Source organism: Aquamicrobium defluvii (genome assembly GCF_004363725.1).
In the GTDB taxonomy this organism is placed as follows: domain Bacteria; phylum Pseudomonadota; class Alphaproteobacteria; order Rhizobiales; family Rhizobiaceae; genus Mesorhizobium; species Mesorhizobium defluvii.
This window is the reverse complement of the sequence record NZ_SNZF01000029.1, coordinates 18,161-31,509: the sequence shown is the minus strand read 5'-3', so window position 1 is coordinate 31,509 and position 13,349 is coordinate 18,161. Positions and strand designations below refer to the sequence as shown.

General features: G+C 58.6%; 10 protein-coding genes and 2 pseudogenes. 8 read left to right on the top strand and 4 right to left on the bottom strand.

All coding sequences use genetic code 11. The features are described 5' to 3' along the window. Positions 1-7 precede the first annotated feature (7 nt). Positions 8-1,087, bottom strand: coding sequence for an oxidoreductase (locus DES43_RS18055; RefSeq protein ID WP_035029308.1), 1,080 nt, complete (start codon positions 1,085-1,087; stop codon positions 8-10). Positions 1,088-1,161: 74 nt separating this feature from the next. Here DES43_RS18055 and DES43_RS18050 point away from each other — a divergent pair, with 74 nt between their 5' ends. After that, positions 1,162-1,998, top strand: coding sequence for a MaoC family dehydratase (locus tag DES43_RS18050; protein ID WP_035029310.1), 837 nt, complete (start codon positions 1,162-1,164; stop codon positions 1,996-1,998). A 623-nt stretch (positions 1,999-2,621) separates the two neighbouring features. Here DES43_RS18050 and DES43_RS18045 read toward each other — a convergent pair. Then, a pseudogene (locus tag DES43_RS18045) lies at positions 2,622-3,362 on the bottom strand (autotransporter outer membrane beta-barrel domain-containing protein). 335 nt (positions 3,363-3,697) lie between these two features. Here DES43_RS18045 and DES43_RS18035 point away from each other — a divergent pair. The 5 genes and pseudogenes from DES43_RS18035 to DES43_RS18015 form a co-directional block, all read left to right on the top strand. Beyond that, a pseudogene (locus DES43_RS18035) lies at positions 3,698-4,222 on the top strand (type IV secretory system conjugative DNA transfer family protein); the annotation flags it as partial. A gap of 66 nt (positions 4,223-4,288) precedes the next feature. Then, a protein-coding gene (locus tag DES43_RS18030) for an IS3 family transposase (protein ID WP_086006189.1) occupies positions 4,289-5,457 on the top strand; the annotation gives its coding sequence in 2 pieces (ribosomal slippage) (positions 4,289-4,553 and positions 4,553-5,457; 1,170 coding nt in all). A gap of 20 nt (positions 5,458-5,477) precedes the next feature. Then, positions 5,478-7,361 (top strand): ABC transporter permease, encoded by a 1,884-nt coding sequence (locus tag DES43_RS18025; RefSeq protein WP_425359072.1) that lies wholly within the window; start codon positions 5,478-5,480, stop codon positions 7,359-7,361. A 4-nt stretch (positions 7,362-7,365) separates the two neighbouring features. Further along, entirely contained in the window at positions 7,366-8,400 is a 1,035-nt protein-coding gene (locus tag DES43_RS18020) for an ABC transporter ATP-binding protein (RefSeq protein WP_035029353.1), read from the top strand. Continuing rightward, positions 8,400-9,008 (top strand): histidine phosphatase family protein, encoded by a 609-nt coding sequence (locus DES43_RS18015; RefSeq protein WP_035029355.1) that lies wholly within the window; start codon positions 8,400-8,402, stop codon positions 9,006-9,008. The genes DES43_RS18020 and DES43_RS18015 overlap by 1 nt, the downstream gene beginning before the upstream one ends. A 212-nt stretch (positions 9,009-9,220) precedes the next feature. On the opposite strand, the gene DES43_RS22760 is transcribed toward DES43_RS18015, so the two are convergent. After that, positions 9,221-9,535 (bottom strand): hypothetical protein, encoded by a 315-nt coding sequence (locus DES43_RS22760; RefSeq protein ID WP_198027532.1) that lies wholly within the window; start codon positions 9,533-9,535, stop codon positions 9,221-9,223. An 84-nt stretch (positions 9,536-9,619) separates the two neighbouring features. After that, entirely contained in the window at positions 9,620-9,820 is a 201-nt protein-coding gene (locus DES43_RS22755; RefSeq protein WP_198027533.1) for a hypothetical protein, read from the bottom strand. 702 nt (positions 9,821-10,522) lie between these two features. Here DES43_RS22755 and DES43_RS18005 point away from each other — a divergent pair. Both DES43_RS18005 and DES43_RS18000 read left to right on the top strand, forming a co-directional pair. Further along, positions 10,523-11,908, top strand: coding sequence for an Arm DNA-binding domain-containing protein (locus DES43_RS18005; RefSeq protein ID WP_009452669.1), 1,386 nt, complete (start codon positions 10,523-10,525; stop codon positions 11,906-11,908). 236 nt (positions 11,909-12,144) lie between these two features. After that, positions 12,145-13,313, top strand: a protein-coding gene (locus tag DES43_RS18000; protein WP_086006189.1) for an IS3 family transposase whose coding sequence is annotated in 2 segments (ribosomal slippage) — positions 12,145-12,409 and positions 12,409-13,313 — 1,170 coding nt in all. Because the reading frame shifts where the segments join, the coding sequence is not laid out codon by codon here. Positions 13,314-13,349 lie beyond the last annotated feature (36 nt).

Sequence of the window (13,349 nt, the reverse complement as noted above, 5' to 3'; positions counted from 1 at the left end):
CAGGGAACTACCAGACCCGACGCGTTTTCATGCCCGCGAGGGCGCGCCGATATGGCAGAGGGAAAAGATCGCCCTTGTTTTCGGCGTTCTCGAATTCTCTCGCCACCCAATAAGGATCACGCAGCAGCGCTCTCCCCAACAAGATGAGGTCGGCATCGCCTGCATCGAGATGCGCCTGGGCCTGGCGAGGCTCTGTGACCAGCCCGACAACTGCTGTCGCCACGCCAGTTTCCTCACGGATCGCACGTGCGAAGGGCGCATGATAACCCGGTTCCGGCGAGATTTTCTCGCCCGGCACAAGCGCGCCGCTCGACACGTCGATGATATCGGCACCGGCACTCTTCAGTGCCGCTGACAGCCTGACAGAGTGTTCGAGACGCAAACCGCCTTCGATCCAGTCGACGACAGACAGACGCACCGAAACAATGATCTCCGGTCCTACCGCATCACGAACGACTTCGACGATCTCTACGGGCAGGCGTGTGTGCACTCCCTCTTCCACCCCGTAGCCATCAGACCGATGATTGGTGAGAGGCGAAATGAATTGGTGGAGCAGGTAGCCATGCGCGAAGTGCAGCTCTACCAGTCGGTACCCCGCCATTGCGGCTCGCCGCGCAGCCGCCGCGAATTCGCCGATCACGGCTCGGATCTCGTTTTCCTTAAGACCGTGCGGAACAGGGCTCGCCTCGGAATAAGCCAGCGCTGACGCCGAAATTCGGGGTCCCCATTCCTCCCCGGCAATGTACCGGTTCCCATTCCACGGCAGGGTGCGACCAGAACGTCGCCCCGCGTGGGAAAGCTGAATACCGGCCACGGCACCATCACGCTCGATGACGTCGACGAGGTTGCCATGGGCCTTGACCTGAGCCTCATTCCAAATCCCCAGATCGCCGGGCGTGATCCGTCCTTCAGGGGAGACGGCGGTCGCCTCGACGATGATGCCGCCAACCCCGCCTGCCGCCCGTGCTCCATAATGGGCGAGGTGCCATCGATCCGGAAAACCGTCTTCTGCCGCATACATGCACATCGGGGACATCAAGACCCGGTTGCGAAAAGTCGTGCCCCTCATGAGCAAGCGCTGAAACATGCTACCACCTTGTAAACTAACTGTCGTTAGTTTATATTGCCGTAGATTTTCAGCAAGTCAATCATAGGGATGAAATGCAGGACCTTGAAGGAAAGACCGTTAGCGACAAGGTGTATGGATACACTGCGGACCAGGCAGCGCTCTACGCGCTCAGCACCGGCTTCGGCACCAGCGCAGACCCCCGCGAATTGATCTTCACGACGGAGGCCAGCCAGCGGGTTTCCCCGACTTTTCTTACTGTCGCCATCTGGGATGATACATGGCTGGAACGCGAGGGGCTCGACCTTACTCACGTCGTGCATGGGGAGCAGCGTGTTTTCCTTCATGATGAACCGCTCCCTTGCGGACGCCTGCGGGGCGTTGTCACCATCGAGAAGGTTTTCGACAAAGGACGCGACAAGGGTGCGCTGCTTTTCGTTCGCACCTCAATTTACGATCTCGAACGCAACATTCATCTGGCCGATCTTTACTCGACCATTTTTGCACGGGGTAATGGCGGTTTCGGTGGCGTCGACGGCAGAACGCCCGAACTTGCCTCTGTGCCATCGCGAGCGCCCGACATCTCGATTTCCCAGACCACTCTGCCGCAGCAAACGCTACTCTACCGGCTCAATGGGGATAAGAATCCTCTCCACTATGATCTTGATTTTGCCCGCTCCGCCGGTTTCGACAAACCTATCTTGCATGGTCTTTGCAGTTTCGGCATCACGGCCGCGTCGATCATCAAGGCGTCCTGCGAATACGACAAGCGGCGGCTGCGCGCTTTCGGATGCCGTTTTACCGGTCCAGTCTTTCCTGCCGAAACGATCGTGACCCATGTCTGGCAGGATGGCGAAAGCGCCTCATTTCGTGCGATCTCGCAAGAACGTGACGTGATCGTTCTTGACCGCGGCTTTGCAGAATTCACCTAAGGTCAATCGGTCGACTTAATGCTCTCCGGTATCTGGTATCGAAATAGCTGGATTATAGGCCTACTTCCCCTGCCATTTGCGCATCATCTGCACGATCTCGATGCCTGAAAGGATCGTAGCGGCGCAACTCCCACGACCCAAAGCCGAGCAGGGATCGGATGCGTCGCTGATCCTGCACAATGCCGTTGTTCAGATACTGGCTCTTTCGGATATGGATTGGCCTCAGCTTCCGCCGTGAACGATCACGCGACCGGCTTTCACCGCCACAGGCGATGATCGCCTCAGCGACATACATACGTCAGTCTTCCTTGACGCCGAGTTTGCGACATCACCCATCGGGCTTTGTCGCAATCCGCACGGTAACGTTACCTGGAGCATGAGGGCACTTTCATTTCAGGGGAGTGCTCGTCGATGTTCAGTGGACGTCACTTCGACCGCTCGGTAGTCCTGCTGTGCGGTCGCTGGAACAGGAGACATTCATGCCATCGCCATGGTTGACAACGAGTTTGCGACAGCAACCTTCCAATGTCCTCTCCAACAGCTCAAGAGCCTACTTCAGGGAGGACCACTTTTCAGGGGGCAGACCAGCGCCTAGGGGCGCGGGCTTCGGATTCGGGTCGAAGTCAGAACACGACATTGAAGTTGGCCTTGACGGAGTGGTCGATGCTGCCGGAGCCGAACTGACGGCCATAGGTGAGGCCGAGGGTGGCGTTGGGCGAGATCGCGTAGTCGAGGCCTGCTTCGATCACCGCGGAGTTGCGGGCGATCGGAAACCCGCCGACGGTGAAGGGATTGCCGGCGCCGGCAAAGCGCATCGCCGCGTCCGGTGTCATGTCGCCGAAGGCGTGCCGCCAGCCGACCCTGCCCTTGGCCGGCAGCGTGTTGGCGCCCATGGCGAAAGTGGTCGAGGCGCACAGGTCGAGCGTCGTGAAGGTCGCATAGATGTTGGCCGACGGGCTGGTCAAGGCCGCAGCTCCGCCGGTCTCGCGGAAGCCGTCAGCATGCAGGTTTACATAGGCAAGCTCACCGAAGATCTGGGCGGTGGCCGCGTTATAGTTACCCTTCAGATTGTTACCGAAGCCGTGGAAGATCCCGCCGCGCGAGATCGAGAGGTCTTGCTAAGTGTAGGCAGCGCCGGTGCGGAAGGCAAGATCGCCCCAAGCCGAGGCGCCGTAAAGACCAAGATGGTAGTTATCGCTTGAACCAGACGAGTAGCGATCCTTGGCGTCGAAGCTGGTTCGGCTGTAGCCTGCAACCGCACCGAAGCGCCATGTGTCGAAGACAGGAGCGTCGGTGCCCATGAGGAAGCCGCCGGTGGAGCGGTTGAGGCGCGCGGCTTCCCATCGCTGTTGGTGTGGCCCCACGATCCGAAGCCGTGACCCCAGAATGCAAGACGATCGGTGGTCGCAGGCACCGCGACCGGCTTGCCGCCGACATAGGTGACGACGCTGCCGCTGGAAGACCCGATGCCGCCGAAGGCGGCGCGCAAGCGGTCGTTGACAGCATTGCGGACGAAGCGGCTGTCTTCGATCAGCGTGCTGCGGGCCGAGGCATGGATCTCGCCGGACAGCTGGTCGAAGACATATTGCGCCTGTGGGATGTCGAGCCGGACCAGCGCGTCGAGCACCGGATGACCAACCGGCAGGCTGTCAGCGCCGCCACCGGTGGCGAAGATGACGTTGCTAGACCACCGCCCAGGATCGCCGCCTCGGGCGGGTTCCTCTCTATTGCCGTCGCCATCACGCTGTCCGTTATGCGGGCCCGCGAGGCGAGCGACATCGACACCTATAGCTCAGCGCGATGGGCTGAGCGGCCCGAGATCGAAAACGCCAGCCTGCTCGGCGAGGACGGCGTGGTGCTCGGCCGCTACAGCCAAGATTATCTGCGGCATGACGGGCCCGAACACATCCTCTGTTTCGCGCCGACCCGATCGGGCAAGGGTCTCGGTCTCGTCGTACCCTCGCTCCTGACCTGGCCCGGCTCGGCCATCGTCCATGACATCAAGGGCGAGAACTGGTAGCTCACCAGCGGCTTTCGCGCTCGGCATGGTCGCGTGCTGCTCTTCGATCCGACCAATGCGACCTCGGCCGCCTATAATCCGCTGCTCGAGGTCCGGCGCGGCGAATGGGGGGTGCGCGACGTCCAGAACGTCGCCGATGTGTTGGTCGATCCGGAGGGGAGCCTAGAAAAACGCAACCACTGGGAAAAGACCTCCCACTCGTTGTGGCCTGCCCCCTGAAAAGTGGTCCTCCCTGAAGTAGGCTATTGAGCCGTTTGAGAGGACGTTTGAATGCCCCAGAAGAAGCATAAACCCGAAGAGATCGTCGCGAAGCTTCGCCAGGTCGATGTTCTGCTGTCGCAAGGAAAATCTGTTGGCGAGGCGGTTCGCACGATCGGCGTGACGCAGTTCACGTATTATCGGTGGCGCAAGGAGTTCGGCGGCCTGAAGGGTGATCAGGTGAAGCGGTTGAAGGAGCTCGAGAAAGAGAACAACCGGCTGCGCAAGGCTGTGTCGGACCTGACGCTCGAGAAGCTGATCCTGAAAGAGGCTGCCTCGGGAAACTTCTGAGCCCCGCCCGTCGTCGACGCTGTGTCGATCATGTCGTGGCGAAGTTGTCCGTCTCGGAGCGCTTTGCCTGCAAGGTTCTCGGTCAGCACCGCTCGACCCAGCGCAAGAAGCCCAGAGGCAGAGCAGGTGAAGAGGCGTTGACCGCTGACATCGTCCGGCTCGCTTCCCGGTATGGCCGCTATGGCTATCGCAGGATCACGGCGATGCTGCGGTCGGAGGGATGGACGGTCAACGCCAAACGCGTCGAGCGCATCTGGCGGCGGGAGGGGCTGAAGGTTCCCCAGAAGCAACCGAAGAAAGGGCGTCTCTGGCTGAATGACGGATCGTGCATCCGGCTCCGGCCCGAACGCCCCAACCATGTCTGGTCCTATGACTTCGTCGAGGGCCGGACCCACGATGGCAGGAAGTTCCGCATGCTCAACATCATCGACGAGTTCACCCGGGAGTGCCTGGCGATCCGCATCGATCGCAAGCTCAACTCGACCGACGTCATCGACCTCCTGTCCGACCTGTTCATCCTACGCGGTGTGCCCGGCCATGTTCGTTCCGATAACGGTCCGGAGTTCATCGCTAAGGCGGTGCGGGAGTGGATCGCCGCGGTAGGGGCAAAGACCGCGTTCATCGAACCGGGCAGCCCATGGGAGAACGGCTATTGCGAGAGCTTCAACTCCAAGCTGCGCGACGAACTGCTCAACGGTGAGATCTTCTACAGCCTCGCCGAGGCCAAGGTCATCATCGAGGCATGGCGACGCTACTACAATACCGAGCGGCCGCACTCATCGCTCGGCTACAAGCCGCCGGCGCCGGAGGCCATCATCTGGCCTGCGACAGCATGCGGGTCAGCGCCATCACCTGCCCAGGCGATGGCCCAAAAGCCCATCATGCATTAAGACTGAAACCGGACCACCCCATGGGGTCAGACCACGGCCGCCACCGCAAAGCTGCGCCAGAACATTGGCGACCTCATCCTGCAGCTCCAGTAGTCATGCTTCCGGTGTCCCGGTCCGGCCGGGATACCGGAGCTGAATGTGAAAATAGGTTTCCGCTCATGACCAGCAATTTATTGTGGCCACGCGGGCGCGCGCTCGCGGGCAGGCCCGGTATTGCGATTAAACTGGCAGCTCTTGGTATTGTCACGCTTCTGGTTGCATTGCCTCTGCTCAAGATTCTCGCATTTACCTTCTCGGACGAGGCAACGGGCACCTGGCATGAAGTGCTTTTCTCGCGCCTCTCCTACAACCTCTTCTGGGGGCCTCTCCAGAACACGATGCTGCTGGGTTTTGCGACCGCAGCCGGTTGCGTGATCATCGGCGGTTTTCTGGCATGGCTTGTGGCCATGACGGACATCCCGTTTCGCCGCACAATCGGCCTGATGGCAACGCTGCCGTTCATGATCCCGAGCTTCGCCACGGCTCTGGCCTGGGGGTCGCTGTTTCGGAATTCCCGCGTTGGCGGGCATGTAGGTTTCATAGAAGGACTTGGCTTCGCAGTTCCCGACTGGCTGGCGTGGGGGATGGCGCCTACTCTTATCGTACTGATTGCGCATTATTATTCGCTCGCCTTTACAGTGATCGTAGCCGCGCTGGCCACCATCAATTCCGATCTCGTGGAGGCGGCGCAGCTTGCGGGGGCCCGACGCAGCAGAATTCTTGCCGGTATCGTATTGCCGGTGGTTCTGCCTGCCGTCGTCGCTGCAGGCTCTCTGACATTCGCCAGCGCCGTTTCCAATTTTGCGGTTCCGGCATTGCTTGGCCTGCCCGTACGGATGCAGACGCTGGCTACCCGTTTGTTTGGAATGATCGGCATCGGCCAGACAGCGCGCGGATATGTTCTGGCGATATTGCTGATCCTCGTCTCCGCCGTTTTTCTATGGCTTGGCAACCGGATGATCTCGGGCAGGAGATCGTATGCAACGGTGACCGGGAAGGGAGGCAGGTCCAAACGGTTCCAGCTTGGCGCTTCAAGATATCCGCTGTTTGCCGTTGCCTTCGTGATCTGCTTTCTGACGACCATAGTTCCTGTCGTGATCCTGTTTGCGTCGTCGCTTGCGCCTTCGTCCTCTGCGTTGTTTTCCGACTGGAACCTTCATTACTGGATCGGGCGTTCCAATGCCGCCATTGCTCAGGGGCAACCGGGCATCTGGCACAATCCCGGCATCCTTTCTGCGACGGCAATCACTGTCGGGCTGGGCGTTGCCGTGGCGATCACCACAACCGCAGTCGGTCTGCTGGTCGCTTTCGTACTGGCAAGGTATCGGGACAGTATTATTTCTGCTGCCATCAACCAGCTTACCCTTGTGCCATTGCTGGTTCCGGGAATTGCTTTCGGTGCCGCCTATATCGCCCTGTTCGGAGCGGGATTCGGTCCCGTTCCGGCGCTCTATGGAACCTTCATTCTGCTGGTGATCGCCGCCACCGCCTATCTGCTGCCGTTCTCCGTTCAGACCGGGCGCGCGGTCATCCAGCAGGTTTCAGGTGACCTTGACGAGAGCGCTCGCATGACCGGAGCAGGGACATTACGCAGGCTTGCTGCCATCACGATGCCGCTGGCAGCAAGAGGTCTTGCAAGCGGTGCGCTGATCGTGTTCGTCAAGATCATACGCGATCTGTCGCTCGTGGTGCTGTTGTTCACGCCAGCGATGCCGCTCCTTTCGGTGCTTGCCTATCGCTATGCCTCTGAAGGTTTCCCGCAATTCGCAAATGCAATCACCGTCGTAGTGCTCGTTATCTCGATCGCGGCGACCCTGTTTGCAAATCGTCTCCAGTCAAAATCGCAACCCTGGCTGAAGGATTGAATACATGATCAGGATTAATTCCCTGTCCAGGCGCTTCGGCAGCTTTGAAGCCGTAAAGAATGTGAGCCTAGAAGTTCCGGCCGGTTCGTTTATGGTTCTTGTGGGGCCATCCGGCTGCGGCAAATCAACCATGTTACGAATGCTGGCCGGGCTCGAAACCCCGACACGCGGAACGATTGAGTTCAACGGAAAAACCGTTTCCGACGGGGATGGCAACTGGACCATTGAGCCGGCGAAACGCAATGCCGGGCTGGTGTTCCAGTCCTATGCACTGTGGCCGCATATGACAGTCGCAGGCAATGTCGATTGGCCGCTGAAAGTGGCAGGTCAGGGAAAGCAGGAGCGGGCCGACCGGGTTCGCGAGGTGCTGAATCTTCTCGGAATCGAAAATCTTGGCAATCGTTTTCCGAACGAGATTTCCGGCGGGCAGCAACAGCGCGTCGCCATTGCGCGTATGATCGCTCCCAGACCCGGCATCCTCCTGTTTGATGAGCCCCTGTCGAACCTCGACGCCAAGTTGCGGGTAGAAATGCGCTCAGAGCTTCTGCGCATTCACCGGGCTACCAGCGCTACTTCGGTCTATGTTACGCATGATCAGGTGGAAGCCATGACCATGGCCAGCCACGTTGCGGTCCTGAACGAGGGGCGCATCGAACAGTTCGGGAGTCCCAGCGAACTCGTAGCGGAGCCTTCGAGTGCTTTCGTTGCAACATTTGTGGGGACGCCGCCGGCAAATCTGGTGGATGCCGACCTCATCCCACCCGGGCATCCTCTCAGGAAAGGAAACCGGACCGGGCGCCTTATGTTCCGCCCTGAAGATATAAGCGTCTGTTCCGGGCCTGGACCGGCTTCCATTGAAATGGATTTCGCCGAGATCAGCCCGCTGGCCGGTCGCAGCATGATTACCGGCACGAAGAACGGGCTACGGCTCACAGCAGTAACGGATGGCGATTTTCGGTTCTCGGTTGGAGACAAGGTTCATTTTCTTCTGCCGCTCCAACCTGCCGCATGTTTTGATAATGAAGGGAAGCGGGTGTAATGGATCGCCTACTTATTGTTCGCCACGGTGAATCGGAATGGAATGCCGTGCGAAGGCTGCAGGGCCACGCCGATATCAACCTTTCGCCAAGGGGACGCGAACAGGCCCTGGCGTTGCGGGCGACCGTGCAGGCACTTGCCCCCGATTTCGTTGCGACTTCGGATCTTCAGCGTGCGCGCGACACAGCCGGCTTGCTTGGCTTTGAGGGTGCCGAGCCGCTTGCCAGGCTGCGGGAGCACGATGTCGGCCACTGGACCGGCCGGGCGATCCCTGATCTTCAGGCCGAGTGTGGAGATGACTATGCAAACTGGCGCGCGGGCGCCTTAACCCCGCCCGGTGGTGAGAGTTGGGCCGAGTTCCGGAACAGAGCCAAATGTGCTGTATCGGATCTGGCGGGCAAAGTCTCGGGTACCTTGTTGGTGGTGGCGCATGGTGGGGTGGTGCGTGCTCTTCTTGAAGGCTTTCTGGATATTGCGCCGCATCGCATCATTCCAGTCGGAACCGCCAGCCTGACGGTTCTTCGGTGTCGCGGTGGAAGCCTCACCAATATGCGGCTAGAGCTGTTCAACTATAATCCGGCCGGCCCCGTTTTTGACGCGCCGGACTGAATGTCGAATTTCACCCAGTTGACCGTAAGCAGGGAGCACGCGCTATGGCGCGCTGCTTCTTGACTGGGAGGTGCTTGCGTTCAAGAACCAACCAGCGCAGGCGGGCGGCTCACGGAAATCAGGACACGCTATTTCGGTAATGAATAAGGTGGCCTTGCGGATGCAAGGTGCAGTTCCTAGCGCAAGACCCCTTACCGCCTTTGCTGGAATGGCTAATCCAGAACGTTGAAAAGCACTGTGATCCAGACGGCCTGCGCGACAAGCGAGCAGAAGGCATAGGCAGCGTCGTAGCGAGGTGAATGGAATGCCATACCTCCGGCGGCCCCCGCGATCAGTAACGTCTGCCGGATCGGATAGGCGATGCCATAATGGTGATAATATTTCTCACCCTTTACCAGCGTGTCGATCACGTCGACTACAAAAAGCACCAGCAGCAATGCATAGAACCAGCCGCGCCTCTGGCTAAAATAATCCTGGAAACCCCGGTACTCCCGGATTTCATCGGGAAACAGCATGGTGGCCAGCATCACGAACACGATTGAATAGGAAATCAGTAGGAAATAAAGCGCGAAGGTCCAGACGCGAGCTTGCGACAGGGCGAACTCGAACCATCAGAAATGAATGATAAACAGGAAGATGCGGATTACCCAGGCGAAATGAACGGGGTAAATTCTTTCCTTGCCCGGATGCTGGATGAAACGGGTTGCACCACTCACCAGCCGAGCAACACTGAGGCCCAGAATCATGCCGATGATGATGCGGATATGTACAAAGATTTCGTGGTTAGGCTGGGTTAAGGTGTCGGCATCCATTAGCGGCTGTTCCTGTTTCTGCCCCGGCGGCTGATGCTCAGCAAATGTCCTGCCACGTTACAGTGCCTATCTACTGCCTTTCCGAATCGTGCTGCAATTCGCTGAGCTCATGTGGCGTAGACGCTTCATCATCGAGGGCAGATGATTGTAGCTTGAAAAGTTGCAGGCTGTGCAATCTCCACCAGTGAATTGTCGGTCCGACAGGATGAGTTGTTCCGCCTTCGTTGTGCGCAATTCCAGTACATAGCGGTGGTGGCGGCTGTCCCACCCTCCGCCAATGCCACCCTTCAAAGGCTCTTCAAACACCCAATAAGATCGGGATGTCGACATTGTAGTCGCTCTGCGGCGTTGCACATGATGAAACCCTCGGAGTGAACGCCAATCCTACGATCCAATACGATTGGGTGTCCAATCGTCCAAAACCGTTGCAGGAGCAAATTTTGCAACGGCGCATATCGACTAAGTAGTTGATTTAAATGGCGCGCCCGAAAGGATTCGAACCTCTGACCCCCAGATTCGTAGTTCAAATCTATCCGTTCGCCATAGTATCCGCCTGCCCTCCTAACTTTGCATGGGATAAGATAATATATTGAAAATCAGATAATTATCGTATAATCACGCACCGTGTCGAAGATATCCCTTCAGATCACCCGATTTGCGAAAACCGTTTCAAAAACCGTTTCAAATTGCGAGGCTGTAGCTATGGCGACCCTCCGTATCCAACTCAATGACAAAGCAATCGTCCGGCTCCCGGCACCCGATAAGGGGCGCTACATTGTCCGTGACACTGATCTCAAGGGCTTCTTTCTCTTGGTGGGTATCAAGAAAAAGACCTTCATGATTCAGGGAGATCTTCGTGAGCAGGGCAAGCGCGCTTCTACTCTCCGACTGGCGATTGGAGATACGACTGAACTCTCCACGCGCGCCGCGCGTGCAATTGCAAAGGAGTATCTCGTCCAGATCAGCCGTGGACTGCATCCTAAGTCCAATGAGCGCGTGGCCAAGGCATCGACGATCGCTGACCTGAAAGCAGACGAGGCTACGGGTGAAGATCTAAAGTCGGCTGGAATCACTCTGCGAGAGGCATGGAAGCGCTATCGACTTGCCATGGAGCGAAAGAACCGAAGCGAACGTACAATCGAAAGCTATCGCGACCACGTAGAGAGGGTATTTGAAGATTGGCTGGACACGCCGTTAATCCAACTCGGTGAAGACCCCGCTCAGGTTGCGACCAAGCACGACGCCATCTCCGAAAAGAACGGCCCTTATATCGCGAATGGGAGTATGCGAACATTTCGTGCAATCTACAATCACGCTCGCAAGACCAATCGCGATCTCCCCGCTGACAATCCGGTGGACAGCGTGGATTGGAATCATGAGAAGCGCCGGAACAGCGGCATGGGCCTGGCCGACCTCAAGGCATGGTTTGTCGAAGCTGCCAAGCTTGATAATCCGATCCGCCGCGAATTCCATCTGTTCACGCTGCTCTCTGCATCTCGGCCCGCAGCCCTTAAAGAGGCACGACTGGTCCATCTGGATCTCAAACGTCGGGTGCTTCACATTCCTCGACCGAAAGGCGGCGCAGACCGTGCCTTTGATATCCCTCTGTCTCGCCAGATGATTTCCTGCCTCATGCGGGTGATTCGTTTTGGGCGGTACATCCACCCGCTCGAAGCTAGGGATTGGCTGTTTCCCGCCGATAGTGCCGATGGCCATCTCGTTGAACAGAAGGAAGACCGGGAGGTGCTGTCGAAGTGGGGTAACGAATTGCGCCAGACATATCGCACTGTAGCAACCCCTGCGGGTGTCTCGGAGCTCGACGCACGTATGCTGATGAATCACTCGGTCCCGGGAGTGAACTCCGGCTATATCACCCGGCACAAGCTGTTGGAGGATCATCTCCGCACGCAGCAGCAGGCGATTAGCAACATCGTCTTCTCAGCAATTGGGGATGCGTTGACCAATCAATCAGAAGTTCGAGACTGGCTCGGACACGGTGCCGCCCGTCGTCATATTATTCGCGCGGAGGAGGAAGCTCAGAAACGCGTGTCGAAGAATACTGCGAGCAGGCGTGGGAAGGTGGCGTAACAGCTCTCTGGCTAAGTAGTTTGGCTGTTCGTGCCATACGCCGCCTGGGTGCTTTTTGCCTCAGTGCAGAACGCCACGTTTGGCATCTTAACTTAAATAAGGCGTCGCACCGTTACGGTCGATGACAGAACCCAACAAGGCTATCCGAATGACATTTTGCTTCGACGCGGTGGCCTGCCCCCTGAAAAGTGGTCCTCCCTGAAGTAGGCTATTGAGCCGTTTGAGAGGACGTTTGAATGCCCCAGAAGAAGCATAAACCCGAAGAGATCGTCGCGAAGCTTCGCCAGGTCGATGTTCTGCTGTCGCAAGGAAAATCTGTTGGCGAGGCGGTTCGCACGATCGGCGTGACGCAGTTCACGTATTATCGGTGGCGCAAGGAGTTCGGCGGCCTGAAGGGTGATCAGGTGAAGCGGTTGAAGGAGCTCGAGAAAGAGAACAACCGGCTGCGCAAGGCTGTGTCGGACCTGACGCTCGAGAAGCTGATCCTGAAAGAGGCTGCCTCGGGAAACTTCTGAGCCCCGCCCGTCGTCGACGCTGTGTCGATCATGTCGTGGCGAAGTTGTCCGTCTCGGAGCGCTTTGCCTGCAAGGTTCTCGGTCAGCACCGCTCGACCCAGCGCAAGAAGCCCAGAGGCAGAGCAGGTGAAGAGGCGTTGACCGCTGACATCGTCCGGCTCGCTTCCCGGTATGGCCGCTATGGCTATCGCAGGATCACGGCGATGCTGCGGTCGGAGGGATGGACGGTCAACGCCAAACGCGTCGAGCGCATCTGGCGGCGGGAGGGGCTGAAGGTTCCCCAGAAGCAACCGAAGAAAGGGCGTCTCTGGCTGAATGACGGATCGTGCATCCGGCTCCGGCCCGAACGCCCCAACCATGTCTGGTCCTATGACTTCGTCGAGGGCCGGACCCACGATGGCAGGAAGTTCCGCATGCTCAACATCATCGACGAGTTCACCCGGGAGTGCCTGGCGATCCGCATCGATCGCAAGCTCAACTCGACCGACGTCATCGACCTCCTGTCCGACCTGTTCATCCTACGCGGTGTGCCCGGCCATGTTCGTTCCGATAACGGTCCGGAGTTCATCGCTAAGGCGGTGCGGGAGTGGATCGCCGCGGTAGGGGCAAAGACCGCGTTCATCGAACCGGGCAGCCCATGGGAGAACGGCTATTGCGAGAGCTTCAACTCCAAGCTGCGCGACGAACTGCTCAACGGTGAGATCTTCTACAGCCTCGCCGAGGCCAAGGTCATCATCGAGGCATGGCGACGCTACTACAATACCGAGCGGCCGCACTCATCGCTCGGCTACAAGCCGCCGGCGCCGGAGGCCATCATCTGGCCTGCGACAGCATGCGGGTCAGCGCCATCACCTGCCCAGGCGATGGCCCAAAAGCCCATCATGCATTAAGACTGAAACCGGACCACCCCATGGGGTCAGACCACT

Excerpts from the sequence above, each read along its gene's own strand:
- DES43_RS18055 (WP_035029308.1), bottom strand. The coding sequence starts at position 1,087 with ATGTTTCAGCGCTTGCTCATGAGGGGCACGACTTTTCGCAACCGGGTC.
- DES43_RS22760 (WP_198027532.1), bottom strand. The coding sequence starts at position 9,535 with ATGCTGGCCACCATGCTGTTTCCCGATGAAATCCGGGAGTACCGGGGT.
- DES43_RS18015 (WP_035029355.1), top strand. The coding sequence starts at position 8,400 with ATGGATCGCCTACTTATTGTTCGCCACGGTGAATCGGAATGGAATGCC.
- DES43_RS22755 (WP_198027533.1), bottom strand. The coding sequence starts at position 9,820 with ATGGATGCCGACACCTTAACCCAGCCTAACCACGAAATCTTTGTACAT.
- DES43_RS18020 (WP_035029353.1), top strand. The coding sequence starts at position 7,366 with ATGATCAGGATTAATTCCCTGTCCAGGCGCTTCGGCAGCTTTGAAGCC.
- DES43_RS18005 (WP_009452669.1), top strand. The coding sequence starts at position 10,523 with ATGGCGACCCTCCGTATCCAACTCAATGACAAAGCAATCGTCCGGCTC.
- DES43_RS18050 (WP_035029310.1), top strand. The coding sequence starts at position 1,162 with ATGCAGGACCTTGAAGGAAAGACCGTTAGCGACAAGGTGTATGGATAC.
- DES43_RS18025 (WP_425359072.1), top strand. The coding sequence starts at position 5,478 with ATGGGGTCAGACCACGGCCGCCACCGCAAAGCTGCGCCAGAACATTGG.